The organism is Micromonospora sp. NPDC003816 (genome assembly GCF_042874705.1).
Classification (GTDB): domain Bacteria; phylum Actinomycetota; class Actinomycetes; order Mycobacteriales; family Micromonosporaceae; genus Micromonospora.
The window spans coordinates 1,040,015-1,064,745 of sequence record NZ_JBIANP010000001.1 but is presented as its reverse complement, the minus strand read 5'-3'; the positions used below and the strand labels follow the sequence as shown (position 1 = coordinate 1,064,745).

Sequence of the window (24,731 nt, the reverse complement as noted above, 5' to 3'; positions counted from 1 at the left end):
ACCAGGGCCGCCTCGTCCCACACGCCCTGTCACCGGTCGCTCTAAGCTACTCGGCATGAGTGGCATTCCCGCGCGCAGCCCGCTGCGGATCGCCGTCGCCCAGCCGCCGTGCGTGGCCTATGACGTCGAGGCGAACGTGTCGGCACACGCCGCGCTGGTCCGGGCCGCGGCCTCCCGGGTGGTGGTCTTCCCCGAACTCTCGCTGACCGGGTACGAACTGGACGCGCCGGCGCTCGACCCGACCGACCCGCGGCTGACACCGCTCGTCGAGGCGTGCGCCCAGACGGGGACGCTGGCGCTGGCCGGCGCGCCGGTGGCCGGTGAGCACATCGCCACCCTCGCGGTGGACCACACCGGCGCGCGTGTGGCGTACCGGAAGATGTCGCTCGGCACGGTGGAGGCCCGGCGGTTCGCGCCCGGCCCGGAGCCGGTCGTGCTGACCGTCGACGGCTGGCGGCTGGGCCTGGCGATCTGCAAGGACACCGGCGTGCCGGAACACGCCGCCCGGACCTGCGCCCTCGGCGTCGACGTCTACGTCGCGTCGGTCGTCGACCACGCTGCCGACACGGCGGTCCAGGACGAGCGGGCGCTACGGATCTCCACCACGCACCGGGTGGTGGTCGCGACGGCGAGCTTTGCCGGCTCGACCGGCGGTGGCTTTGTGGAGACCGCCGGGCGCTCGGCGATCTGGGCGTCCGACGGCGCGGTGCTGGCCCGCGCGGGCACGACGCCGGGCGAGTTCGCCCGGGTCACGCTCACCTGAGGCCGGTCAGTCGTCGTCCTCGTCGTCGAGTGAGTCCTCGACCTGGTCGAGCAGCCGCTCCAGGCGGTCGGCGAAGTCGGCCGGGACGCGGCCGCGTTCCACCTCGTCGTCGAGGCGGTCACGCACCTTCTCGATACGCTTCTCGCGGTCCTTGGGCTTACCGGTGGCGAGTTCGGCCAGGTCCTTGCGCAGCCGGTCGGCGACCTTGCGGTCGATGTCGCCGGTGAACTGCCCCTCGACGAGCAGCGCGATGAGTTCGCCCGCGGTCTGCCGCAGGTTGACCGGCTCGGGTCGGCTGGTCGACGGCGTGGGGCTGGGTCGTGGGGCGGCAGACGTCGGCGGGGGCGCGGAGGTCGGCGGCGGCGCGGCCGGAGCGGTGCTGGGCGTTGCCGCCGGCACTCCGTCGCCGCCGCCACTCAGGGCGACCGCCGTACCGACGCCGACCACCAGGGCCAGACCGGTCGCGACCACCGCCCCGACCGGGCGTCGGGGACGCCGTGGGCGGCCGGGAAGGCCCCGGACCGGACTGTCCGGCGTGGACCGGGCGCCGGAGGGCGGTCGGGCCGTCGCCGACCAGGTGCCGGTCCGGTCGACGAGCGTCGACGGGTGTGCGTCGGCCGCCGTGCGGGCCCCGGTGGACGGGTCCACCGGGGCGGTGGCCGTGACGATCGGCAGCACGGTCGTGGCCGACGAGGGCGCACCGCTCGCGCCGGCGGCGAACCGCGCCGCCAGTTGGCCCGCCGTGGGGCGGCGCCCCGGATCGGGATCGAGGCAGGCCAGCATCAGGTCGGCCAGCTCGGCCGGCAGGCCGGGTACGCGCGGCGGCGGCACCGGACGGCGGTTGGCGTGCACCACCAGGGCGTCCTCCCAGCTGTGCACGGGCAGCGGGGGTTCACCGGTGACGGTGCGGTAGAGCAGCGCGCCGAGGGCGTACACGTCGCTGGCCGGGTCCGGGGCCCCGGACCCGAAGCGTTCCGGCGCGGTGTACGCGGGCGTACCCATCATGGGCTCGCCGGTCGGGCCGGGACCGGGGTGCGGTGGCCCGGCCGGCGCGGCGATGCCGAAGTCGAGCACCTTGGCGCCGGTCTCGGTGAGCATCACGTTGCCCGGCTTGATGTCGCGGTGCACCACGCCGATGCGGTGCGCGGCGGCCAGGGCGGCGGCCACCTGCGCGGCCGTGCGCAGCGCCGACGGCCAGGGCAGCGGGCCGTCGGCGAGCCGGTCGGCGAGGTTCTGCCCGTCGACGAGTTCCATGACCAGGAACGGCACCACCGTGCCACCGGCGAGGGCGGCCTCGCCGTAGTCGTAGACCTGGGTGACGTGCGGGTGGGTCAGGCGTGCCGCGGCGCGGGCCTCACGCCGGAGGGCGGCCCGCAGGTCCGGGTCGACGGCGAACGAGCCGGCGAGGACCTTCACGGCGACGGGACGGCCGAGGATCTCGTCGTCGGCCCACCAGACCTCGGACATCCCGCCCAGGCCGATCCGGTCACGCAGCACGTAGCGGTCGTGCAACCGCAGGCTGGAGGTGAAGGCTGACATCGGTCCCAGTCTGCCTGGTGCACCGCCCCGCACACCACCCGAGCGGCCTGGTCGGCAACGGTCCGGGGATCGCGGACCCGCCTCGCCGCTCCCGCCCCGTCGCCGGCCGCTCCTACCGGACGCAGTTCGTCGGACTGGGCAACGCGGGCGGTTGGATCTGGTCGGCGAGCCGGCGCAGCGCCGTGGCGGCGCGGCGACGACCGGCGGCGAAACGCGCGGGGCGGGGCGGATCGGGACGGATCGGCGCGTCCGGCCGGGCGGAGTTGACGTGGCGGGTGACCGCGTCGATGGCGAACACGAAGCCGGTCGGCTGTTCCATGGTTCAGCTCCTCGGGGCAGGTCCGGAACTGGTCCGGACGACCAGCGTGGTGGGCAGCAGGATCTGACGCGCACGGGCGTCCCCGGGCGGGTCGAGGAGCAGTTCGGCGGCGGTGCGGCCCTTCTGCTCGGCGGGTTGGCGCACCGTGGTCAGGCCGGCCGTGGCGGCCTCGGCGATGTCGTCGAAGCCGGTGACGGAGACCTGTCGCCCCCGCCCGCCCTGCTCGCGCAGCGCGTCGAGCGCGCCGAGGGCGAGCACGTCGGAGGCGGCCAGCACCGCAGTGGGTGGTTCGGCCAGGGCGGCCAGCGCGCGGGCGGCGGTGGCCCCGGCGTCCCGGGTGTTGTACTGGGCGGTGAGCACAGTCAGGTCGGTCCAGGGCACGTCGGCGGTCGCGAAGGCGTCGGCGAAGCCGGCGAGTCGGTCGCGGGTGGTGGGGTGCGGCACGTCGGCCACGTCGGCGACGCGTAGCAGACCGGTGTCGGCGCGCGGCAGGACGTCGTGGCCGAGCAGCGCGACCCGTCGGTGGCCGAGGTCGACCAGGTGTGCGGCGACCGAGCGAGCGGCGGCCCGCTCGTCGATGCCGACCCACCGGTCGTCCGCGCGGGGCCGCGACGAGGTGGTGACGAAGGGAAGTCCGCGACCACGGATGGTGTCGAGAATGCCTTCCTCACCTCCGGCGCAGTAGACGCAGAACCCGTCGGCGGCGGCGTTCTCCACCGCCCGCCGGGCACCGGCCGGGTCCGGCGGCAACGGCACCAGCAACAGGCTGCTGTCGTGACGTTCGGCCGCCTCGGCGACGCCGGTGACGAACCGGACCGCGAAGGGATCGGTGAACGCGTACGACAGCCGCGAGGTGAACAGCACGCCGATGGCGCCGACGAAGCCCCGGCGCAACGATCGTGCGGTCGGGTCGGGCCCGGGATAGCCCATCTGCCGGGCGGCTTCCAGGATGCGTGCCCGCAACTCGGTGGAGAGCTGGTCGGGACGGCTGTAGGCGTTGGAGACGGTGCTGCGCGAGACACCGACCGCCTCAGCGACGGCCCGCAGGGTCGGTTTCATGCGCCACCCCGTTCTGGATCGATTCAGTAACTGGATCGATCCAGAGATTAGCCAGCAGTTCGTCAGGTGTCAATCCACGCCACCCCGGCGCGGATCGGTCAGCTGGGGTCGAGGTCGGCGATCATCCGTTCCAGGATCTCCGCCGTACGCTCCGGCGGCTCGGCCTCGACACAGAGCCGCTCCATCGCCACCGCGTAGAAATCGAGGTCCTCGCGCTTGTCCAGATAGATCGCGCTGGTCAACTGCTCGATGTAGACGATGTCCGGCAGGTCCTGGTCGCCGAAGCGCAGGATGGTGAACGCGCCACCGGCGGCGGCGTGCCCACCGGCGGCGAACGGGATGACCTGCACCCGGACGTTCGGCGTCCGGGTGGCCTTGAGCAGGGCCTCCAACTGGCCCCGCATCACCTGCGGGCCACCGATCGGACGGCGCAGCGCCGCCTCGTCGACCACCGCCCAGAGCCGGGGCGGCTTGGCCCGGTGCAGCACCTCCTGCCGACGCATCCGCAGGTCCACCCGGCGGTCGATCTCCGCCGGCGAGGCCTGGCCGTGCCCGAGCAGCACCACGGCGCGGGCGTACTCGCGCGTCTGCAACAGGCCCGGCACGAACTGCACCTCGTAGCTGCGGATCAGCGCCGCCGCCGCCTCCAGGCCCAGGTACGACTGGAACCACGCCGGCAGCACGTCGCCGTAGCGGTGCCACCAGCCCGGGTTGTTGGCGCCCCGGGCCAACTTGAGCAGCGCGCCGCGCTCCTGTTCGGCGGTGACGCCGTAGAGCGTGAGCAGGTCGGCGACGTCGCGTTCCTTGAACCCGACCCGACCCAGCTCCATCCGACTGATCTTCGATTCGGAGGAGCGGATCTCCCAGCCGGCCTTCTCCCGGGTGACCCCGCGCGACTCCCGCAACCGCCGCAGTTGGGCACCCAGCAGCATCCGCAGCACGGTGGGGCCCGCCGCCGGACCCTCCTCCGCGGAAACCATGGTCACCTGCCGCCCTCCGCACGCCGTCGTCGTCGATCGAACCGACGGACCGGTCCGACCGACGTGTAAGCATGCCATGAACCATCAGTGAGATGAACCTCCGTCCCGCGCGCGGCGAATCCCAGCCGTGGGATGGACGGTCAGTCGATCAGATGGTCGAAATCCCCGTCCCGGGCGCCGAGCACGAACGCGGCGATCTCGTCCACGGTGTAGATCAGCGCCGGCCCCTCCGGGTGGCGGGAGTTGCGCATGGCGATCCCCGCCCCCTCGGGCAGTTCCGCCAGCTCGACGCAGTTTCCACTGGGATTGCTGCGCTGGCTCTTCTGCCAGACGAGGGGAGGCAACTGGGCGACGGGAACGCCGTTCGGGGGCTGCTGCATGGTGGCGTCGGTTCTCTCCGGTAGGCGCCGGTGCCGTGGGAGGAGCGGTAGCGGCAAAAGGGATGGAGTCAACTCATCTGCACGTGCATCTGCTATTGCATCTGCAATGGACAGCGAGCATGATAGCGCAAGTGAGCGGTGCCCATCCGCTCACTTTCTGTCACGCGATCTCGGCCGCCACCAGGGGAAACGAGGTGTCTGGCACACACCCGTCGGCCGGAAGCGGGACGTGCTCGCGGCGAAGGGAGAGGTGCGTGCCGGATCCGCTCACTGTCGCGTCCGGTATCTGCGCCGTCGGTGCCCTGCTCTCCTCCTGGCAACTCGGACGTCGGGCCGTACGCGCCGAGACGGAGATCGGCCGCCTCCAGGCAGAGCTGACCGCCGAGCGGCACGCCGCCAGCCACGATCCGCTGACCGGCCTACCGAACCGGCGTGCCTTCTACCGCCTCGCCGCCACACTGCTCACCGACAGCGCGGGCCGCCCGCTGGTCGCCGTGGTGCTGGACGTGGACGACTTCAAGCAGATCAACGACCGGTACGGACACGCCGCCGGTGACCACGTGCTGATCAGCGTCGCCGAGCGGCTGGCCACCTTCGCCGGGGACAACCTGGTCGCCCGGCTCGGCGGGGACGAGTTCGCCGGGCTGCTGGCCACCCCCACGGTGGACCGCCGCTGGATCGACCACGCCACCCGACGGCTCTGCGACATGCTCGCCGCACCGATCCCCCTGGGCACCGTCACCCTCCGGGTGACCGCCTCGGTCGGCCTCGCACCGGTGCAGGGCGCGCAGCTCAACGAGGCCCTCGACCGGGCCGACGCGGCGATGTACGAGGCCAAGGGCATCGGCGCCGGCCGGGCCCGCCGGGAACTGCGCGACAGCCCCCACCTCGCCGAGTGCTGACCTCCGTCCCGGAATCGGGGCGTGACCGTGCCGAAGGCGGGTAACGGACCGGAATCAGCGGAACGACGGCCGGAGGGACGATCGTGGCGAACATCCGGGCCCTGGTGCTCAACTGCACCCTCAAACGCTCACCGGCGCCCTCCAGTTCCGAGGCGCTCGGGCGCGAGGTCCTCGACGCCCTCGCCGAACAGGACGTCGAGGGCGACCTGGTCCGCGTCGTCGACCACGACGTCCGGTTCGGTGTCTCCACCGACGAGGGCGACGGCGACGGCTGGCCGGACATCCGGGCGAAGCTGCTCGCCGCGCAGATCCTGGTGATCGCCACGCCGATCTGGCTGGGGCAGCCGTCCAGCGTGTGCAAGATGGTGCTGGAACGGCTGGACGCCGAACTCGCCGAGACCGACGAGCAGGGCCGGTTGCTCACCTACGGCAAGGTCGGCGCGGTGGCCGTGGTCGGCAACGAGGACGGCGCACACCACACCATCGGCCAGGTGCAACAGGCGCTCAACGAGGTCGGCTTCACCTGCCCGGCGGCCGGGGCGACGTACTGGGTCGGCGAGGCGCTGCACAAGACCGACTACCTCGACGTACGCCCGAAGCCCGACACCACCGGCCGGACGACCTCGGCGCTGGCACTCAACAGCGCCCACCTCGCGCGACTGCTCGCCGAGCAGCCGTACCCGCCGCCGGACACCCGGCACGCGGCCACCCGCCCCGAATCGGGCTGAGCGCCGGCGGGAAGGTCACTGCCAGCCGTACCCGGCGCGCAACGCCTGGCCGACCCGGTCGAACCGGGCCCGGTCCAGCACGGCGCCCTCCCGGCGGATGCCGTCCTCCCGCATGGTCAGCACCCGGTCCAGCCGTACCCAGCTGGGCCGCTTCTCCCGGTCCCACTCGCCGGGCCCGAGCGCCAGCCAGTGCCGTTCGCCGTCACGGTCGCTGCGGCTGGACAGCATCAGCGCGAACAGCGTCCGGCTGTGCCGTCCGACCACCAGCACCGGGCGGTCCTTGCCCTGCCGGGGATCGTCCTCGTAGGACACCCAGGTCCAGACGATCTCGCCCGGATCGGCCTGACCGTCCGGCTCCGGGGCGTACGACAGCACGCGGCGTTGCAACGCGGTGACCTGACGCGGTCGCGCGGTCTTCGCCGGGGTCGGCCCGCTACGCCGGGGACCCGGGATCACCGCGCCGACACGGGCCGCCATACTCCTCAACAGACCTGCCACGGCGGCAGCCTATCCGCTGCCCCCGACCGCCCCACGGGCAGGGAGACACCACCGGGCCGCGAAACGGTCCGCCCGGCCGGGCGCGCCGGGTGGCGGCAGGTCCTCCCCCGCCCCGAGGCCGGTGCCGCGTCAGGGCAGGCGTCCGCCCGGCCCGTCGAACGGACCACCCGGCGAGGTCCGCAGGCGCGCCACCAGTTGCCGGAACTCGTCCACGGTGACCGTCTCGCGCAGCGTGGCGAAGACCGCCTCCGCCCCGGCCGAGGCAGTCGGGGCGTCCACGCCGGCCCGCTGGGCCACCCGGCGCAGGAACTCCGCCGGCCGGGTCGGACCGGATCCGGCGGGCAGTTCGCCGGTCAGCTCGTCCGGCAGGTACCCGGTCGGGTCGGCGGTCGTCGCCGCGCCCGCCATCCGCTCGACGACGGTGTCCAGCACCGCACGGGCCACGGCGGCGGCCTGCTCGGACGGCAGACCCGACCGGCGCGACACCGCGGCGACGAATAGGGGAAACCGCACGGCGCCCTCCTGTCGTCGGCGCCGCGCCGATTACCCCCGGCACCTCCCGACAAACCGCCCTGGGCGGGTAAGCAGGGGTCCCCTGCTAACGCCTGGTGTATAGCAGGGGACCCCTGCTTACCCGCGGCGCGCGCCCGACGGAGTTCAGCTTGCGGGGTGTGCCGGGCCCGGTGCGGTCGCGGGCACGGGTTGTTCCGGGAAGCCGCTCTCCGGTGTCCGGGGCGAGCGGGCCTCGCGCCAGCACGCCGCCCGCCGCGCGTCCACGGTGTAGCAGAGTTCCCGTGGCGCCTCCGGCCGCCCGTCCACCCGGGCGAACGGAAGTCCCCGACCCGCGTAGTCGTAGTGCGCCTTCAACAGCCGGGTCAGTCCCGCCATCGCCCCGACGATCTTCTTGCGCGGACGGCCGGTGGCCTGGGCCAGGTCCCGCACGGTGAACAGCCGGTCGGGGGCGGCGGCGAGCGCGTCGAGCACCGCGGCCACCGTCCGGTGGGTGGCGCTGCGTCCCCGGCTGAGCCGACGCAGGTCCTCGACCGTCCAGTCGGCGACGGGCGGGCCCGGCGGCGAGTCGATGCGGGTACGCGGCGGACCCGAGCGCTGGCCGGCGTCGAGCTCGGCCAGCAGGCGCGCGACGTGCGGCACGTACGCCAGGGGCACCGCCACCAGGACCATCCCGTCCGGTGCCGTACCCGTCGGCGGGGCCGGCGCCCACCCGGTCGTCGGCGGGTACGGCGGCGGTGCGGGGGCGGTCACGAGGTCGGACGGATGGCCGGGGCCGCGGCGGGCACGAACCGGTAGCCCAGGCCGCGTACGGTCACGATCACCGGAGGTCGGTCGCCGTCGAGGGCGAGACGCCGACGCAGTCGCTTGATGTGCACGGTCAGCGTGTTGGAGCTGTCGTCGGGAAGCCCGCCCCACACGGCGGTGAGCAACTGCTCGCGGGTGACCGTACGCTCGGCGTGGCTCATGAAGAAGTAGAGCAGCTTGAACTCCTTCAACGGCAGGGCGATCGCCCGACCGTCCAGGCTCACCTCGAACGTCGCCGGGTCCACCCGCAGGCCACCGAGTTCGATCGGCGGGTCGAGCGCGCCGGAGGTGTCCGGGCGGATGGCCCGCAGGATCGGCAGGACCTCCTCGGCCCGGTACGGACGCCGGACACCGGCGGTGGCACCCGCCTTGAGCGCGGCCACGGCCACGCCCCCGTCGTCGTCGCCCACCCCGACCACGGTCGGGATACCGGCCCGACCGGCCAGCAGCCGTACCAGGTCTGCGCTGCTCATGGTGGCCAGTCCGGCGGCGACCACGGCCGCGTCCGGTTGCAGGGCGCCGGTGGCCAGCAGCGCCTCCGCGGCATGCGGGAAGTGGTGCCCGCGTACCCGGTGGTCGGCCAACTGCGCGACCAGCGCGGCGCCGACGCTCTCGTCGTCGTCCACCACGAGCAGCACGAATCGCCCGTCGGCTCGGTGGTCACCCCTGGTGGCCTCGACGAGGATGTTCATCGCACACCGGCTCCGGTTCAGGTTCGGGCCCGGCGCGACGTCGACACGCCGCGCAGGACGGTCCGCCGCACGGCAGGACGGCGTGCGGCCCGCCGTTGCACCGTCGCTCCGGCTCAGCCGAAGCGGCCGGTGATGTAGTCCTCCGTACGCTTGTCGGCGGGGTTGGTGAACAGCTTGCCGGTCTGGCTGAACTCGACCAGGCGGCCGTGCCGCACCTGCTTGTCGTCCACCTCGGCGGTAAAGAACGCGGTGTAGTGGCTGACCCGGGCGGCCTGCTGCATGTTGTGCGTGACGATGACGATGGTGTAGTCGCTCGCCAGCTCGAACATCAGGTCCTCGATCTTGGCGGTGGCGATCGGGTCGAGTGCCGAGCAGGGCTCGTCCATGAGGATCACCTCGGGCTTGACCGCGATGGTCCGGGCGATGCAGAGCCGCTGCTGCTGGCCGCCGGAGAGCGCCAGGGCGCTCTTGCGCAGCTTGTCCTTGACCTCGTCCCAGAGCGCGGCGCGGGTCAGCGCCTCCTCGACGTGGTCGTCGAGCCGGCCCTTGATGCCGTTGATCCGCAGCCCGTACGCGACGTTGTCGAAGATGGACTTGGGGAACGGGTTCGGCTTCTGGAAGACCATGCCGATGCGGCGGCGGACCTGGATCGGGTCGACCTCCTTGGCGTACAGGTTCTGGCCGTGGAAGAGGACCTCGCCTCCCACCCGGGCGCCGGGGATCGGGTCGTTCATCCGGTTGAGCGCCCGCAGCACCGTCGACTTGCCGCAGCCCGACGGCCCGATCATCGCGGTGACCTGGTTCTGCTGGATCGGCATCGAGGTGCCCCGCACGGCCTCGTAGCTGCCGTAGAAGACGCTGACGTCGTGGAGCTGCATCACCGGTGCGGTCGACGACACGGTACCCGCGGCGGTGGTGCCGGGGGCGTGCACCGCGACGGACGGCCGGGTGGTGAGGTCGGTGTCGTTACTGGCCATGTCAGCGCTCCTTGATGGCGAACCGGCTTGCGATGAGTCGGGCGATGATCGTGAAGCCGAGCACGATCACGATGAGCGTCAGGGCGGCACCCCAGGCCCGGGACTGGGCCGCCTCGAAGGGTTGGCTGGCGTTGCGGAAGATCTGCGCGGGCAGCGCGGTGTTGGTGCCGTCGAAGAGGTTCCAGTTCGGCGCGAACACGATGCCGGTGACGATGACGATCGGGGCGGTCTCACCGGCGGCCCGGGCCACCGCCAGCAGCGAGCCGCTGGTGATGCCGGAGATCGCCGCCGGCAGCACGACGGTGAGCGTGGTACGCCACTTGCGCGCGCCCAGCGCCATGCTCGCCTGCCGCAGCTCCTCGGGGACCAGCCGGAGCATCTCCTCGCTGCTGCGGATCACCACCGGCAGCATCAGGCAGGCAAGCGCCAACGAACCGGCGAAGCCGGTCTGCTTGCCGACCATCAGCACCCAGGCGATGTAGATGAACACGCCCATCACGATCGACGGCACGCCGGTCATCACGTCGGCCATCAGCCGGATGATCCGGGCCAGCGGCTTCTGCTTGCCGTACTCGTTGAGGTAGATCGCGCCGAAGACGCCGAGCGGGATGGCCATCAGTGCGGCCATGCCGGTGATGGTGAGCGTGCCGACGATCGCCGCCGACATGCCACCGCCGTCGCGGCGGTAGGAGTTCGGGATGTCCTCGGTCAGGAAGGACAGGCTCATCACCCCGGAGCCCTTGGCGACGACCTCGTAGGTCACCAGGGCCAGCGGGACGACGGCGAGCAGCACGGCGGTCCAGATGGCCCCCGTCGCGAGGTGGTTGCGAAACCGCCGACGGCCGGAGAGGGCCGCCCTGGTCAGGTCGGGCCCGCCGGCTGCGGCCCGCTGGGCCGGTGGTGCGGTGACGGTCATTACCTGCTTCCCTTCATCCGCGCCTCGGCCCGGCGGACGACCACCTGGGCGAGCACGTTGATCAGTACCGTCATCGCGAACAGCACGACACCGAGGCCGATCAGGGCGGCGGTGAAGGTGCCGGTGGACTCGCCGAACTGCTGCACGATGACCGCGGCCATGGTGTTGCCGGAGGCGAACAGGTTGGCGGTGATCTGGGTCGAACCGCCGATGACGAGGGCCACCGCGATGGTCTCCCCCATCGCCCGGCCCAGGCCGAGCATCACCGCGCCGACGATGCCGCCGAAGCTGTGCGGGAAGACCGCGCCCCGGATCATCTCCCAGCGGGTCGCGCCGAGCGCCAGGGCCGCGTCCTTGTCGGCGCGGGGAACGGTGCCGAACACCTCGCGGGTGATCGAGGTGATGATCGGCGTCACCATGATCGCCAAGATGATGCCGGCGGTCATGAAGTTCCGGCCGCTGCTCACCGGGCCGAAGAGGCTGCCGAGCACCGGCACGCCGCCGAGCACGTCGTGGATCGCCTGGTAGATCGGGACCAGCGCCGGTGCGACGACCAGGATGCCCCACAGGCCGAAGACCACCGACGGCACGGCGGCCAGCAGGTCGATCACGGTCACCGCCGGGGCGCGCAGCCGCCGGGGCGCCAACTCGGTGAGGAACAGCGCGATGCCGATCGAGACCGGCACCGCGAACAACAGGGCGATCAGCGACGAGACAGCCGTGCCGAACGCGAACGACAGCGCGCCGAAGATGGCGTCGCCGGTCGCCGGATTCGGGTCCCAGACCCGCTCGGTGATGAAGCGCAGCCCCATCGCGTCGAACGCCGGCCACGCCTCGGTCACGGTGGTGACGAGGATCAGCCCGAGCACGGCCAGCACGAGCAGGCCGGTGCCCAGGGTCCACCAGGAGAAGACCCGGTCGCCGAGGGCGCTGGAACCGCTTTGGGCCAGCGTCGGCCGGGGGTCGGGGGACTTGGTTGTCACGGTCATCTTCACTCCAGCTCAGGTACCCCTGGTGGGGACGGGATCGTGTCGATCCCGTCCCCGGATGGAACGCCCAGCGATCTTGATCTGATCAGCCCTGGATCTTCTCGACCTGGGCCAGCGCCTTCTCCTTGAGGGAGTCCGGCAGCGGCGCGAAGTCGATCTCCGGAGCCAGGTCCTGGCCCTCGTTGAGCAGGTAGGTGAGGAAGCCCTTGACCAGCTCGGCCTTTGCGGCGTCGCCGTACGAGGTCTTGACGATGATGAAGGTCGGTGCGGTGATCGGGTACGAGCTGGCCCCGGCGGCGTCGAGCGGGTTGTAGCTCAGGTCCGCCTCGACCGCCGCGCCCTCCAGGCCGGCGGTGGTGCCCTCGATCGACGGCGCGACGAACTGGCCGTCCTTGTTCTTGATGGCGGCGAAGGTGAGCTGGGTGGCCTTGGCGTCGCTCAGGTCGACGTAGCCCACCGCGCCGTTGGTCTGCTTGACGATCTGCGCGACACCGGTGTTCTTCTCACCGCCCTGGGTGCTGGCCGGCCAGGCCACCGTGTCACCGCTGCCGAGCTTCCAGGTGGAGCCGGCGGCAGCCGCCAGGTACTTGGTGAAGTTGTTGGTGGTGCCGGAGCCGTCCGAGCGGTGCGCGACGACGATCGGCGTGCTGGGCAGCTCGACGCCCGGGTTGTCGGCCTTGATGGCGGCGTCGTCCCAGGTCTTGATGTCGGTCTGGAAGATCTTGGCAAGCGTCTCCGGGCTGAGCTGGAGCTTCTCGACGCCCTGGAGGTTGTAGGAGATCGTGATCGGCGCCGCCACGGTCGGCACGTAGAGGAACGAGTCGGCGGCCACGCCGTCGGTCTCCTTCACCAGGCTGTCGGTGCCGGCGAAGTCGACCAGGCCCTCACCGAACTGCTTCTTGCCGGTGCCGGAGCCGGTCGCGTTGTAGGTGACCGTGACGTTGGAGGCAACGCCCTTGAACTCTTCGATGACCTCTTGGTAATACGCGTCCGGGAAGCTGGCGCCGGAGGCGTTCAACGCGCCGGAGAGGTTCGCGTAGGCGCTGTCGCCGCCGCTTCCGCCCGGCTCCGTGCCGTTGTCATTGCTTCCACAGCCGGTAAGCGCGAGCGCGGCAAGCGCGACGCCGGCGAGGACGCGCCGCGAGAGCACGTTGCGGTTCACCAGGTAAGCCTTCCTATCGGGGTGCATCAGCCCGTCCGGGCCGTACGCGAGTCAAGGTAGGAGGCGCAGGTAGCCGGACTCCCGGAGCCAGGTGAACGAAAAGTGAACTTGACGGCTCGACCGGTGGCCGGACCGGAGTCGGGATGTGACGTTCCGGGGGCGACGTGCCGGATGCCCGGAATGGGACCCCGGTCAGAGCCGGATGGTGCCCGTGGCCAGGTAGACGACCTGCCGCGCCACGTTGACCGCCTGGTCGGCGTACCGCTCGTAGTAGCGGCCGACCAGCGCCAGGTCGATGGCGGACTCCACCCCGTACGGCCAGCCGGCCACGAGCTGCGACAGCAACCGCTGCTGGGCGGCGTCGACCTCGTCGTCGTCGAGCCCGAGCTGCATCGCGTCCAACCGGTCGCGGGTGGCCAGCACGACGGCGGTCTTGTCGGCGATCCGGGCCGCCGCGTCGGCCATCTCGGTCATCACCGGGACCGCCGGTGCCGGAACCACACCCACCGGATACCGCATCAGGACCACCTTGGCGACATGCACCGCGAGGTCACCCATCCGTTCCAGGGCGCCGGCGATCCGCAGGGCGCACACCACCAGCCGCAGGTCGGACGCGACCGGCTGGTGCCGGACCAGCACCTGCGGGATCATCGCCTCGACCTCGGCCCGCCGCTGGTCGAGCACCGTGTCGGCGGTGATCACCGCGTCGGCGGCGCCCCGGTCGATGTCGAGCAGGGCGGTGCTGGCACCCCGGATCGCCGCGCTGGCGTCGCGACTCATCGCGGCCAGCACGCCGGTGAGTCGGTCGAGCTGCTCGTCGTAGCTGTCCCGGCTCATCGCGCCCCTCCGTCCGTCCAGGCCGTCCCACCCGCCGGTGGCACGTCACCGCCGCGCCGGGGGCAAGGCCCGGCCCGCAAAGCTACCTGCCGCGCGCATCCGTGGTGCCCGGCCCCGGCGGCGGTCAGTCGGCCAGCACGTCCAGCAGCAGTGCCGCCGTCCACCCGAAACTTGCCGAGCCGAGACCCGCGCCGGTCTCCGGGTGGAAGTACTCGTGACAACCGGCGGTCTCGACCAGCCCGATCATCGACGCCCGCAGGCCGGCGGCGAGTCGGTCCTGCCCGTGCGCCAGCAGGCCGTGCCGCACCAGCCAGTTCACGTTCATCCAGCTCGGACCGCGCCAGTAGCGCAGCGGCTCGAAGTCGGTCGCGGTGCGGTCGTGGCTGGGCAGCGGCCGATCCATCCCGGCGGCCAGACCGAAGCGCGCCGAGGTGGCCTCCGCCAGCACCGCCTCGACCTGCCGTGCCGGCAGGTCGGGCAGGATCAGCGGGGTCAGCCCGAGCACCGTCCGGGCCGGGGTCAACCGACCGGTGCGCAGGTCGCAGGCGTGGAACGTACCGGTGGCCGGGTCGTACAGCCGGTCCACCAACGCCGCGGTGATGCGGGTCGCGTTCTCCCGGTGCGGTCCGGGGTCGGCGTCGACCTCCCCGGCGATGCGCGCCAACGCGTGCTCGGCGACGCCCATCGCGGCGTTGAACAGCGGACACTCCACCAGGAACGGATGCCGCTCGGCAAGCCCCTCGTCGCGGTAACCCGCCGCCCGGTAGGCGGTGACGACGGCGACGTACCGCGCGTAGTCCAGGTCCGTCGGCCGGTGCGCGGCGGCGGCGTGCACGGTGTCGCGCCGCCGGTACGCCCGCATGACCGACGCCTCGGCGGGTACCGCAGCCAGCGGTTCGTCCCAGGCCGGGCTGTTGTCCAGACCGGACTCCCACGGGTGCACCACGGCGGCCAGCCCGGCCCCACCGACGTCGCGGTGGGTGGCGAGGTACCGCTGCTGCGCCACCAGCCGGGGATAGAGCCGCCGCAACGCGTCCCGGGCCTGCGGGGACGGCGCCCGCTCGTAGGCGTGCCAGGCGGCCAGCGCGTGCACCGGCGGCTGGACCAGACCCGAGGTGGCGACCGCAGGGGCACCCTCGACCTCGGTCGAGGCCCAGAAGACCGGCCCCGGGAAGTACGCGGTGGCGGGCACCGCCGGGTTGAACACGATGTGCGGCACCCGGCCGTCACGCCACTGGGCGTCGAAAAGGCTGGACAGCTCCGACCAGGCGCGCTCGGGCCGGACGTGGGCCCAGCCGATCGCGATGAACGCCGAGTCCCAACTCCACTGGTGCGGATAGAGGCTGCGCGACGGCACGGTGTGGTCGTGTTCCCAGTTGCCGTCCAGAGTGGCCCACGCCGACTGCCGGAGCGCGGCGTACCGCCCACTGGCCAGGTCGGCCGGGGCAGGGCTCGGCCCGCTCGACGGAACAGTCCGGTTAACCATGAGTCACATCCAGGTAGCGCTACGCTCCTCGCTAGGCTAGACGATCGTGGCACCAGTCACTGCGCACGGGGGCGCGCGAACGATCGACGCGAAGGAGCCCATCGATGCACCAGGGTCCGACGGGAACCGAGGGCGAGGACTACACACACCGGTTGCAGCAGCTCAGTGGCGCCCGGTGGAAGAGACTCCTGGACGTGCAGGCGCCGTACCGGTGGAACCTGCGACGGCTCGGCCTCGGCCGTACCCTCGATGTCGGGTCCGGGTTGGGCCGCAACCTGGTCAACCTGGGCGCCGGCGCGGTCGGCGTCGACCACAACCCGACCTCGGTGGCGCACACCCGCTCGCTCGGGCTGGAGGCGTACACCACCGATGAGTTCTTCGGCAGCGCGCACGCCCGCCCGGACGCGTTCGACTCCATGCTCGCCGCGCACCTGCTCGAACACATGCCGGCCGAGCAGGCCCGCGAGGTGGTCGCGTCGTACCTGCCGTTCGTCCGTTCCGGCGGCCGGGCGGTCTTCATCACCCCGCAGGAGCGCGGGTACGACAGCGACGCGTCGCACGTCCGGTTCGTCGGCTTCGCCGAGGCGGCCGAGGCCTGCCGCGAACTCGGGCTGACCGTGCTACGGCAGTACTCCTTCCCGTTCCCCCGCATCGCCGGGCGGGCGTTCACGTACAACGAGTTCGTGACCGTCGCCCGGCTGCCCTGAGGCCCGCCGGTTACGGTGGGCCCATGGGCAACCCGACCCGGTGGGCCACCGACACCGGCCCCGAGCACTCCCAGTGGTACGTCGACCGGTTCCGCCGCATGGCGGCCGACGGGATCGACCTGGCCGGGGAGGCGCGGCTGTTGGACGCGCTGGTGCCGCCGGGCTCCCGGATCCTCGACGCCGGCTGCGGCACCGGCCGGGTCGGTGCCGAGCTGGCCGCCCGGGGGCACACCGTGGTCGGCGTGGACGCCGATCCGGTCCTGGTCGAGGCGGCCCGCGCCGACCATCCGGGACCACGCTGGCTGATCGCCGACCTGACCGAGCTGGACCTCGCGGCGGCCGGCGAACCCGAGCCCTTCGACGCGGCCGTCCTGGCCGGCAACGTGATGGCCTTCGTGGCGGCCGGCACCGAGGTCGACGTGCTGCGGCGCGTCGCCGCGCACCTGCGCCCGGACGGGGTGGCGGCGATCGGATTCGGCACCGACCGGGGCTATCCGCTGCCCGACTTCGACGCCGACGTGGTCGCCGCCGGGCTACGCCTGGAGCACCGCTTCGCGACCTGGGACCTGCGTCCGTGGCGGGACGACGCCGACTTCGCCGTCACCATCCTGCGCCGCCCCACCCCATAACTGCCCTGAGGTGTAAGGAGGGGACCCTTCCTATACACCAGGCGTTAGTAGGGGGCCCTTCCTTGCACCGGACCGGGCTCAGTCGGGGGTGGCGGCCTGGCGGGCCGTCTCGGGGTCCAGGGAGGCTCCGGCGGGGACCAGGTCGACCACGCCCGCAGGCAACCGGACCGGTCGCACGTCGCCGTAGCCGAGCATGGCCGGTACGGCGGCGTCGGCCAGGACGTACCGCCGTCCGAGGTCGGTGACCAGCGAGACCGCCCCGCCGGTGGCACCGGGTGCGGCGACGGACTCGACCACCGCGCCACGTCCCGGCTCCACCACCACCTGCTCGGCCACCTGACCGGTCGGTCGGTGCGGGGCGGCGGCCGGCTCCGGCAGGGCCACGCCCAGGCGTACGTCGACCGGGCCGGTGTCGTCGCCGACCCGCGCGCAGAGCGTCGACGCGTCCTCGGTGGCCAGCGGCGGCGGCAGTTCGGGTGGCGCGCCGGCTCCGTTCGGGGCGAGGTCGTCGAGGTGCGGCAGGGCGGCGAAGCGACCGAGGCTGACCTGGTCCGGCTCGCGCTGGCCGGTCCGGGCCAGCAGCAGCGCGGCCTGCAACTCGGTGATGCCGGCCAGACCGTCGCGGAGCACCACCGCGTACTGCCGTCCGCCACCGGGGTTGCGCACCACCAGCGCGTCGCCGACCCGCGCACCGGCGACGCCGACGGAGCGGTCACCGAGGCCGGGTATCTCCAGCGGCTTCAGGTCCGTCCCGGCCGGGACGGCGTTGAGCAGGGCCGCAGCCACCGGAACGGCCCGCGCCCGGGTGACCGCCAACGCGGCCAGCACCCGGTCGGTGTCCCGGACCAGGTGCCGTCGCTGCTGCCAGAGCAGGTGCAGCGCGCCGTCGGGGGCGCGCAGCAGCAGGGCGTACGCGCCGAGCGGCCGACCGCCGTCGGCCGAGGCGCCGATCATGAGCACCGAGCGGGGCCGCTCGGTTCCGGCCGGGGTCGCCACCGACGAGCAGACCGTCCACGGCGCGGTGGTGAGCCGCCGGGTGTCCGGTAGCGAGTCGGGTGCGTCGCCGATGCCCAGCGGTACGCCACGCGGCACCCCGTCGAGCGAGCGGCGTGACACCACCACGGTTCTCGGCTGCTCCGCACCGACGATGAGCAGCGCCGACGCGTAGTTGCGCACCGGGTGCAGGCGTTGTTCGCGGTAGACGAACCGGGCACCGGACTCCTTCTCGACGATGACGGCGGCGGTGTCCCGCCACGTCGCGCCACCCCCGGTGAACAGGCCGTAGAGGGCGAACGCCCCCAACCCGACGACCGCCACCAGGACGCTGGCCAGCGCGGCACCGGCGAGCCGACGCATCGGTGACTGCACCGGGTCGGTCTCGCGCATCACCAGCGCCGCCACCACCCGCTGGAGGGTGAACTGGTACGAGTGGAGCTGGTCCTGCCGCGACGGCATGCGATCTCCTCCGCGCGAGACGGTCGGCGCACAGGATATGCGGCGTGTCGATGTCGCGTGGACCGTGCGTCACCACCCGTCGGCAACCGCGTAGCATCCGGCCGGTGAGCGTACGTTTCGAGGAACTGGCCTGGCGTCCGACCCCGATCGGTGAGATCAGCCTGCGCCGACGCCGGGACCTCCGTCTCGACCTCGACGTCTACGAGGTCAAACTCGACGACGAGTTCCTGATGTCGAGCCTCTTCACCGCCGGTGAGGTCGAGCTGGCCCGGTTGGGGCTGGCGCCGCTCGCCGGGACCGGTCTGGACGTGGCGGTCGGCGGTCTCGGGCTCGGGTACACGGCGCGGACCGTGCTGGCCGACGAACGGGTGGGCGCGTTGCTGGTGGTGGAGGCGCTCGAGGACGTCATCGACTGGCACCGGCGCGAGTTGTTGCCGTTCGCCGCCGGGCTGGCCACCGATCCGCGTACCCGGTTGGCCCGGGCCGACTTCTTCGCCCGGGTGGCCGGCGGGGAGGGCCTCGACCCCGACGCGCCGGGGCGTCGTTTCGACGCCATCATCCTGGACGTCGACCACTCCCCCCAGCATGTGCTGCACCCGAGCCACGCCGACTTCTACACTCCGGCGGGGCTGGGTCGCCTGGCGCGGTTGCTGCGGCCGGGCGGGGTGTTCGCGCTCTGGTCGGACGACCCGCCCGAGCCGGGGTTCGAGCGGGTGCTCGCCGAGGTCTTCCCGACCCACCACAGCCACGTGGTGCGCTTCGCGAACCCGCTGACCGGCGGCGAATCGGCCAACACGGTCTATGTGGCGCAGACCACGACCGGCCCCGACCTGGTCGGGCAGGCATGAGGCCGGGCCGGACGGGGTAGCTGACCAGGCAGGCCGCCCGGATCGTCCGGGCGACCTGTCCAGGAGGTGGAGATGCGTGCCCTGCTCTGGGTGGTCGGCGTGGTGGCCGGTGTGCTCGTCCTGCTCGGGCTGCTTCTCGAAGCGGTCCGTTGGCTGCTCATCATCGGTGTCATCGCGCTCGTCGCGGTGATCGTGCTGGCTTTCGTCAAGGGGCGACGGTCGGCCCAGAACTATCCGAGCCGCCGTTGACCGGCGGCTCGGAAGTCGGCGGTGTCAGACGCCGGCGGCGGCCAGCGCGGGCGTCGCCGGTCGGTCGTCCGAGGTCGTCTCGGTGCGGCGGCGGCGGTTCGGCAGGGCGAGGCGGAAGACCTTGCCCCACGCGGAGAGCACCTGTCGCGGCAGGGAGCCGGTGACGTACTTCAGGCCGTACTTGTCGAAGAGCGCCCGCACCTCGGGGGCGATCTCCTGGTAGCGGTTGCTGGGCAGGTCGGGGAAGAGGTGGTGCTCGATCTGGAACGACAGGTTGCCGGTCATGATGTGCATCAGCTTGCTACCGCTGATGTTGCCCGAGCCGAGCATCTGCCGCAGGTACCACTCGCCCCGGGTCTCCCCCTCGATCGAGGTCTTCTCGAAGGTCTCCACGCCCTTCGGGAAGTGCCCGCACATGATCACCGAGTGGCTCCACACGTTGCGGACCAGGTTGGCGGTGAAGGTCGCGGCCATGGTGTGGAAGAACGACGGGCCGGACAGCAGCGGATGGACCACGTAGTCCTTGAGCGCCTGGCGGCGGATCTTGCGGCCGACCGCGCGGAGCCGGGCCCGGAACTCCGGGCTCTTGTGCTTGCCGTCCTTGAGGTTGTTGGCCAGGTCGAGGTCGTACGCGGCGACGCCGTACTCGAAGAAGCAGGCGTTGACGAAGTTGTAGACCGGCTGGCCCAGGTAGGCCGGGTGCCAGGGCTGGTCCTCGTCCACCCGCATGATGCCGTACCCGAGGTCGTTGTCCTTGCCGACCACGTTCGTGTAGCGGTGGTGCAGCTCGTTGTGCGATTCCTTCCACTGCGAGGCGGGGGTGGCGTGGTCCCACTCCCAGCTCGTCGAGTGGATCTTCGGGTCGCGCATCCAGTCCCACTGACCGTGCAGGACGTTGTGCCCGATCTCCATGTTCTCCAGGATCTTGGCCACCGACAGACCCGCGGTGCCGATGATCCAGGCCGGCGGGAACAGCGAGAACAGCAGCACCACCCGGCTGCCGACCTCCAGCTTGCGCTGCGTCGAGATGACCTTGCGGATGTACGCGGCGTCCCGCTCACCCCGGGAGTTGATCACCCGCTCCCGCAGGGCGTCGAGCTCCCGGCCGAGGTTCTCGATGTCCTCGGCGGTGAGGTGCGCGATCGGGTTGTTGGCCTTCTTCTGGATCACGGTCACGGCGGCGGTTCTCCGATTCAGATCTCGAGTTCGCAGGGCCCGGCCGCGGCCGACACGCAGGTCTGCACGCGTACGCCGTCGCCCGGCAGGGCGGTGGTGAGCTGTCCGTTGCGCAGGTCGCGGACAGCGCCCTGGCGAAGAGGCAGCACGCAGCCGAAGCAGATGCCCATCCGGCAGCCGGAGGGCATCAGCACGCCGGCGTTCTCACCGGCGTCGAGCAGCGGGGTGGTGCCGTCGGCCGCCACCGTCACCGACGAGTTGGTGAAGGTGACCGTGCCGCCGTCACCGGCGGTGATGATCGTGGGTCGGAAGCGTTCGGTGTGCAGGCGCTCGACCTGCCCACGGGCCTCCCAGTGTGCCTCGGCCGCGTCGAGCAGACCGAGCGGGCCGCACGCCCAGGTCCGGCGCTCCAGGTGGTCGGGGACGAGCGTGTCGAGTTCGGCGACGTCCAGCAGGCCCTCGACGGAGGTGTGGCGCTCCACCAGCCGCAGGGCGCCGCGTGCGGCGAGGGCACGCAGTTCCGGGCCGAAGACCACGTCGTCGGCGGTCGGCGCCGAGTGGACGAGCACCACGTCGCTGCCGTCCAGCGCGCCCGAGCGCAGCATCCCGGCGACCGGGGTGATGCCGCTACCTGCGGTGAGGAACAGCACCCGCTCCGGCGCCGGCGAGGGCAGCACGAAGTCGCCGCGTGCCTGGTCGAGCTGCACCAGCGTGCCGGGGCGCGCCCGCCGCACCAGGTGGTTGCTGACCACGCCGTCGGGGATCGCCTTGACGGTCACCGAGATCGGGTCGGTGCGGCGGCCGGGTGCCGAGGTCACCGAATAGGCCCGCCACTGGCGTACGCCGTCCACGTCGACGCCGAGGCGCACGTACTGGCCGGGGACGTGGCCACGCCAGCTGCGGCCCGGCTGGATCAGCACGGTCGCCGCGTCCGCCGTCTCAGGGCGCACCTCGACGATCCGCCCGCGCAGGTCGGCGCTGGCCCGCAGCGGGGCGACCAGGTCGAGGTAGTCCCCGGGCAGTACCGGTGTGGTCACCGACTCGGCGAGTCGCCACAGACGGCGTCGAAGGGATACCTTGGCGCCGGGTCGCGGAACGGTGGCGGTCATAGAACGATGGTCGCCGTGTGCTGGGCATAAAATCTTGGCCGGCGAAGGTAAAGCGACCCATCCGTTTTGTGCGGGGAGAACAACGTGGCGGAAAGTTCCGGCACCAGCCACCGGGCGGCTCGCATCGAGTTGGACCAGCGGGTAGCCCGTGAGCTGCGCGAGCGCCTGCCGCTGGTCGCCGAACGGACCGTCACCGCGATCACGGCGGAGGTGCCCAGTTACTCCGGCACCCTGACCGGACAGATGCGGGACAAGATCGAGAACGCGGTGCAGATCGCGTTGGGCACCTTCCTGCAACTGCTCGAACGGTCCCACGGCGGCGATCCCAGCACACCGCTGGTCCCGGCGCTGGAGGCCGCGTACGCGCTGGGCAGCGGCGAGGCCCGGTCGGGTCGCAGCGTGGACGCGCTGCTGGCCGCGTACCGGATCGGCGCCCGGGTCTCCTGGCGGGAACTGGCCGCCACCACGGTGGCGATCGGGTCACCCGCCGCTGCGGTCGCCGAGTTCGCCGAGCTGATGTTCGCCTACATCGACGAACTCTCCGCGGCCAGCGTGGCCGGGCACGCCGACGAGCTGGCCAGCGTCGGGCGGGCCCGGCGGCGGAACCTGGAACGTCTCACCCAGCAGTTGCTCCTCGGCGAGCCGGAGGACGTGCTGGTGCGCAGCGCGGAGCGGGCCGACTGGCCGCTGCCGCAGACGCTGACCGTCGTGCTGCTGCCGCAGACGAAGCTGCGCGGCGCACTGGCCCTGCTCGACGAGCACACCCTGGAGAGCAACGAGGAACTGCCCGCCGGGGAGTCGGGCGCGGAGACCGCCGTGCTGCTCGTACCGGACATGCACGGCGACCGGCGACGGCAGCTCGCCCGGGTGTTGCAGGGCCGACGCGCCGTGCTGGGCCCGGCCCGCTCGTGGGCCCGGGCCAGTTCGTCCTACGAGCGGGTGCTGCGGCTCAACGCCCTGGGCATCGCGCCGCCCGACGACGGGGAGCCGGTGGACACCGAGCACCATCTGGCCGAACTGCTGCTCAGCGCCGACCCGGAGGCTCTGGCCGACCTGCGTGCCCGGGTGCTGCAACCACTGGCCGCGCTGCCCCCGGCCAGTGCCGAGCGGCTCGCCGAGACACTGCGCTCCTGGCTGCTGCACCAGGGGCGACGCGACGACGTCGCCGCCGACCTCTTCGTCCACCCGCAGACCGTCCGGTACCGGATGGGTCAGCTCCGCCAGCTCTACGGCGAGCGGCTCACCGACCCGCACTGCCTGCTGGACCTCACCGTGGCACTGGCGCTGCCGGCACCCGTCCCGCCCGCCGCGACCCCCTGAGCGACGCACCGACCCTCGCGGCGCGGTCGTGGTGATGTGTGTCGTGGTGATGTGTTAGGAAGGGTCCCCTGCTATGCACCAGGCGTTAGCAGGGGACCCTTCCTTGCACTGAGCGCGCGGTCATTCGAGCGTGCGCGGCCCGAGCAGGCGGATCTCCTCGACGTCCAGGTGCGCCTGCAACTCGCGCAGCACCACGTCGTCGATCTCCCGGGAGTCGCGCATCCGGGTGATCTCACGGCGCTTGTGGTCCAGCGCGGCCAGCCGTAGCTGACGCTCCGCCTCCTGGACGGCAGCCGTGTCGTCCTCCGGCTCGGCCTGGGCCGCGTCCAGGTGCCCGGAGTACTCGTCCTGGATCCGCCGCAGAATGTCCGCGTCGGCACCGATCCGCTCGGCGATGTCCGGCAGCGCGTCGAGGGTGACCTGGGTGGCGCGGACCCGCGCCTGCCGGCTCTCGTCCTCGCGTTCCGGGTCACCGGTGAGCCCCGCCCAGGTCAGCAGGAACGGCAGCGTGGTGCCCTGCACCAACATGGTCAGCAGGATCACCGCCGCCACGCAGAAGATGATCAGGTCCCGTTCCGGGACCCGGTCCCCGTCGATGCTGAGCGGCACGGCGAGCGCCGCCGCCAGCGAGACCGCGCCCCGGAACCCGGCCCACCCGGCGACGGTACGGACCCGCCAGTTCACCCGACGGCTGACCGCGACCGCACGTCGGTCCACCAGCCGGGCGACGATCGCGGTGAGGTGCAGCCAGAGCATCCGCACCGCCACCAGCACCACGGCCACCACCACCGCGATGGCGAGCGCACGCAGCAGCGACACGCTGGTGACGCTGCGTACCGCCCGGGGAATCTGCATGCCGACCAGCACGAAGAGTCCACCGTTGATGAGGAAGGTGGTCAGGTCCCAGAACGACAGCGCCAGCACCCGCGACCGGGCCCGGACCACGCGGGGACTGGCCGCGGTCAGCATCAACCCGGAGACCACCACCGCGAGTACGCCGCTCTCGTGCACGACGTCGGCGAGGAAGAACGCGGCGAACGGGGTGAGCACGCTGATCGCGCCCTCCCGCAACGGGTCGTCCAGGCGCTTGCGGATGAGGATCACCACGGTGCCGACCAGCAGACCGGCGGCGATGCCACCGAGGAACGACAGGCCGACCCGCTCGACGAGTTCGAAGACGGTCGGCGCGGCACCGCCACCGAGCAGCCCGAGCGCCACGGCGAACAGCACCAGGGCGGTGCCGTCGTTGATCAGGCTCTCGGTGTGCAGCGTGGTGAGCAGCCGCCGGGGCATCCGCTTGGCCAGCCCGGCGACGGCCGCGGCGTCGGTCGGGGCGAGCACCGCGCCGAGCACCCAGGCCACCGCCGGGTCGACGCCGAAGCGCTGCACGACCAGCGACACCACCACCATCGTGACGCCGACCAGCCCGACCGCCAGCAGCGTGATCACCACGATGTTCGCCCGGACCTCGCGCAGGCTGGTGGTCAGGCTCTCCCGGTAGAGGATGGCCGGCAGGAACAGCAGCAGCACCACCTCGGGGGGCAGGATGACGTGCGACAACGGCGGTAGCAGCGCCAGCAGCGCGCCCATGCAGATGAGCAGGACCGGTGGCGCGACCCGGTAGCGACCGCCGAGGGTGGTGCCGACCAGCACGGTGACGCCCAACGTGATGATCAGCAACAGCTCGCTCACGT

Annotated in this window: 27 protein-coding genes; 8 read left to right on the top strand and 19 right to left on the bottom strand. The window is 72.3% G+C overall.

Annotated features, from left to right (window positions below; translation table 11 throughout):
- The first annotated feature begins 55 nt into the window (after window positions 1-55).
- Window positions 56-763: a carbon-nitrogen hydrolase family protein gene (locus tag ACFYTT_RS04500; RefSeq protein WP_387257720.1), complete on the top strand. Its 708-nt coding sequence runs from the start codon at window positions 56-58 to the stop codon at window positions 761-763.
- A gap of 6 nt (window positions 764-769) precedes the next feature.
- On the opposite strand, the gene ACFYTT_RS04495 is transcribed toward ACFYTT_RS04500, so the two are convergent.
- From ACFYTT_RS04495 to ACFYTT_RS04475, 5 genes are all read right to left on the bottom strand, one after another.
- A complete protein-coding gene (locus tag ACFYTT_RS04495) occupies window positions 770-2,302 on the bottom strand; it encodes a serine/threonine-protein kinase (RefSeq protein ID WP_387257718.1) in 1,533 nt (510 codons plus the stop codon).
- Between the two features lie 112 nt (window positions 2,303-2,414).
- The gene (locus ACFYTT_RS04490) at window positions 2,415-2,621 is read right to left on the bottom strand and encodes a hypothetical protein (protein ID WP_387257716.1); all 207 of its coding nucleotides are present in this window, start codon (window positions 2,619-2,621) and stop codon (window positions 2,415-2,417) included.
- 3 nt (window positions 2,622-2,624) lie between these two features.
- Complete coding sequence (locus tag ACFYTT_RS04485; protein ID WP_387257714.1) at window positions 2,625-3,680, bottom strand: LacI family DNA-binding transcriptional regulator; 1,056 nt, start codon at window positions 3,678-3,680, stop codon at window positions 2,625-2,627.
- A 98-nt stretch (window positions 3,681-3,778) separates the two neighbouring features.
- The gene (locus ACFYTT_RS04480) at window positions 3,779-4,660 is read right to left on the bottom strand and encodes a helix-turn-helix domain-containing protein (RefSeq protein WP_387257964.1); all 882 of its coding nucleotides are present in this window, start codon (window positions 4,658-4,660) and stop codon (window positions 3,779-3,781) included.
- Window positions 4,661-4,800: 140 nt separating this feature from the next.
- A complete protein-coding gene (locus tag ACFYTT_RS04475; RefSeq protein WP_131055942.1) occupies window positions 4,801-5,040 on the bottom strand; it encodes a DUF397 domain-containing protein in 240 nt (79 codons plus the stop codon).
- Window positions 5,041-5,294: 254 nt separating this feature from the next.
- Between ACFYTT_RS04475 and ACFYTT_RS04470 the strand changes: the two genes are divergently transcribed.
- A complete protein-coding gene (locus tag ACFYTT_RS04470) occupies window positions 5,295-5,942 on the top strand; it encodes a GGDEF domain-containing protein (RefSeq protein ID WP_131055940.1) in 648 nt (215 codons plus the stop codon).
- An 83-nt stretch (window positions 5,943-6,025) separates the two neighbouring features.
- The gene (locus ACFYTT_RS04465) at window positions 6,026-6,670 is read left to right on the top strand and encodes a flavodoxin family protein (protein ID WP_387257710.1); all 645 of its coding nucleotides are present in this window, start codon (window positions 6,026-6,028) and stop codon (window positions 6,668-6,670) included.
- A 15-nt stretch (window positions 6,671-6,685) separates the two neighbouring features.
- Here ACFYTT_RS04465 and ACFYTT_RS04460 read toward each other — a convergent pair whose 3' ends face one another.
- The 10 genes from ACFYTT_RS04460 to ACFYTT_RS04415 all read right to left on the bottom strand — a co-directional run bounded on the left by ACFYTT_RS04460 (window position 6,686) and on the right by ACFYTT_RS04415 (window position 15,544).
- Window positions 6,686-7,168: a type II toxin-antitoxin system PemK/MazF family toxin gene (locus ACFYTT_RS04460; RefSeq protein WP_131055938.1), complete on the bottom strand. Its 483-nt coding sequence runs from the start codon at window positions 7,166-7,168 to the stop codon at window positions 6,686-6,688.
- A 129-nt stretch (window positions 7,169-7,297) separates the two neighbouring features.
- Window positions 7,298-7,681, bottom strand: a complete 384-nt coding sequence (locus ACFYTT_RS04455) for a DUF2267 domain-containing protein (RefSeq protein WP_131055936.1) — start codon at window positions 7,679-7,681, stop codon at window positions 7,298-7,300.
- A gap of 144 nt (window positions 7,682-7,825) precedes the next feature.
- Window positions 7,826-8,431 (bottom strand): hypothetical protein, encoded by a 606-nt coding sequence (locus ACFYTT_RS04450; RefSeq protein ID WP_176094058.1) that lies wholly within the window; start codon window positions 8,429-8,431, stop codon window positions 7,826-7,828.
- Window positions 8,428-9,177: a response regulator transcription factor gene (locus tag ACFYTT_RS04445; protein ID WP_131052805.1), complete on the bottom strand. Its 750-nt coding sequence runs from the start codon at window positions 9,175-9,177 to the stop codon at window positions 8,428-8,430. The genes ACFYTT_RS04450 and ACFYTT_RS04445 overlap by 4 nt, the downstream gene beginning before the upstream one ends.
- Before the next feature lie 113 nt (window positions 9,178-9,290).
- Window positions 9,291-10,154 carry a phosphate ABC transporter ATP-binding protein PstB gene (pstB, locus tag ACFYTT_RS04440; RefSeq protein ID WP_131052806.1) on the bottom strand — a complete coding sequence of 288 codons (864 nt, stop codon included), beginning with the start codon at window positions 10,152-10,154 and terminating at the stop codon, window positions 9,291-9,293.
- Window position 10,155: 1 nt separating this feature from the next.
- Window positions 10,156-11,070 carry a phosphate ABC transporter permease PstA gene (pstA, locus tag ACFYTT_RS04435; protein WP_131052807.1) on the bottom strand — a complete coding sequence of 305 codons (915 nt, stop codon included), beginning with the start codon at window positions 11,068-11,070 and terminating at the stop codon, window positions 10,156-10,158.
- Window positions 11,070-12,059 (bottom strand): phosphate ABC transporter permease subunit PstC, encoded by a 990-nt coding sequence (gene pstC, locus ACFYTT_RS04430; protein WP_236145691.1) that lies wholly within the window; start codon window positions 12,057-12,059, stop codon window positions 11,070-11,072. Before pstC ends, pstA begins: the two co-directional genes overlap by 1 nt.
- A gap of 85 nt (window positions 12,060-12,144) precedes the next feature.
- Window positions 12,145-13,221 carry a phosphate ABC transporter substrate-binding protein PstS gene (gene pstS, locus ACFYTT_RS04425; RefSeq protein WP_131052809.1) on the bottom strand — a complete coding sequence of 359 codons (1,077 nt, stop codon included), beginning with the start codon at window positions 13,219-13,221 and terminating at the stop codon, window positions 12,145-12,147.
- Between the two features lie 192 nt (window positions 13,222-13,413).
- Window positions 13,414-14,058 (bottom strand): phosphate signaling complex protein PhoU, encoded by a 645-nt coding sequence (phoU, locus tag ACFYTT_RS04420; protein ID WP_131052810.1) that lies wholly within the window; start codon window positions 14,056-14,058, stop codon window positions 13,414-13,416.
- 124 nt (window positions 14,059-14,182) lie between these two features.
- Window positions 14,183-15,544: a hypothetical protein gene (locus ACFYTT_RS04415; RefSeq protein WP_387257707.1), complete on the bottom strand. Its 1,362-nt coding sequence runs from the start codon at window positions 15,542-15,544 to the stop codon at window positions 14,183-14,185.
- A gap of 104 nt (window positions 15,545-15,648) precedes the next feature.
- Here ACFYTT_RS04415 and ACFYTT_RS04410 point away from each other — a divergent pair, with 104 nt between their 5' ends.
- Window positions 15,649-16,251 (top strand): class I SAM-dependent methyltransferase, encoded by a 603-nt coding sequence (locus tag ACFYTT_RS04410; RefSeq protein WP_387257706.1) that lies wholly within the window; start codon window positions 15,649-15,651, stop codon window positions 16,249-16,251.
- 23 nt (window positions 16,252-16,274) lie between these two features.
- Complete coding sequence (locus ACFYTT_RS04405) at window positions 16,275-16,880, top strand: class I SAM-dependent methyltransferase (RefSeq protein WP_387257705.1); 606 nt, start codon at window positions 16,275-16,277, stop codon at window positions 16,878-16,880.
- 78 nt (window positions 16,881-16,958) lie between these two features.
- Here ACFYTT_RS04405 and eccB read toward each other — a convergent pair whose 3' ends face one another.
- Window positions 16,959-18,335: a type VII secretion protein EccB gene (gene eccB, locus ACFYTT_RS04400; RefSeq protein ID WP_387257703.1), complete on the bottom strand. Its 1,377-nt coding sequence runs from the start codon at window positions 18,333-18,335 to the stop codon at window positions 16,959-16,961.
- A gap of 104 nt (window positions 18,336-18,439) precedes the next feature.
- Between eccB and ACFYTT_RS04395 the strand changes: the two genes are divergently transcribed.
- On the top strand, window positions 18,440-19,183 hold the full coding sequence (locus ACFYTT_RS04395; RefSeq protein ID WP_131052814.1) for a spermidine synthase: 744 nt from the start codon (window positions 18,440-18,442) through the stop codon (window positions 19,181-19,183).
- 72 nt (window positions 19,184-19,255) lie between these two features.
- A complete protein-coding gene (locus tag ACFYTT_RS04390) occupies window positions 19,256-19,432 on the top strand; it encodes a hypothetical protein (RefSeq protein ID WP_162854349.1) in 177 nt (58 codons plus the stop codon).
- 24 nt (window positions 19,433-19,456) lie between these two features.
- Here the strand turns inward: ACFYTT_RS04390 and ACFYTT_RS04385 are convergent, their stop codons facing one another.
- Both ACFYTT_RS04385 and ACFYTT_RS04380 read right to left on the bottom strand, forming a co-directional pair.
- Window positions 19,457-20,608 (bottom strand): acyl-CoA desaturase, encoded by a 1,152-nt coding sequence (locus ACFYTT_RS04385; RefSeq protein WP_131052815.1) that lies wholly within the window; start codon window positions 20,606-20,608, stop codon window positions 19,457-19,459.
- A 17-nt stretch (window positions 20,609-20,625) separates the two neighbouring features.
- Window positions 20,626-21,717 (bottom strand): ferredoxin reductase, encoded by a 1,092-nt coding sequence (locus tag ACFYTT_RS04380; protein WP_131052816.1) that lies wholly within the window; start codon window positions 21,715-21,717, stop codon window positions 20,626-20,628.
- An 84-nt stretch (window positions 21,718-21,801) separates the two neighbouring features.
- Here ACFYTT_RS04380 and ACFYTT_RS04375 point away from each other — a divergent pair, with 84 nt between their 5' ends.
- The gene (locus ACFYTT_RS04375; protein ID WP_131052817.1) at window positions 21,802-23,037 is read left to right on the top strand and encodes a CdaR family transcriptional regulator; all 1,236 of its coding nucleotides are present in this window, start codon (window positions 21,802-21,804) and stop codon (window positions 23,035-23,037) included.
- A 120-nt stretch (window positions 23,038-23,157) separates the two neighbouring features.
- On the opposite strand, the gene ACFYTT_RS04370 is transcribed toward ACFYTT_RS04375, so the two are convergent.
- Complete coding sequence (locus ACFYTT_RS04370; RefSeq protein WP_217706020.1) at window positions 23,158-24,729, bottom strand: Na+/H+ antiporter; 1,572 nt, start codon at window positions 24,727-24,729, stop codon at window positions 23,158-23,160.
- Window positions 24,730-24,731 lie beyond the last annotated feature (2 nt).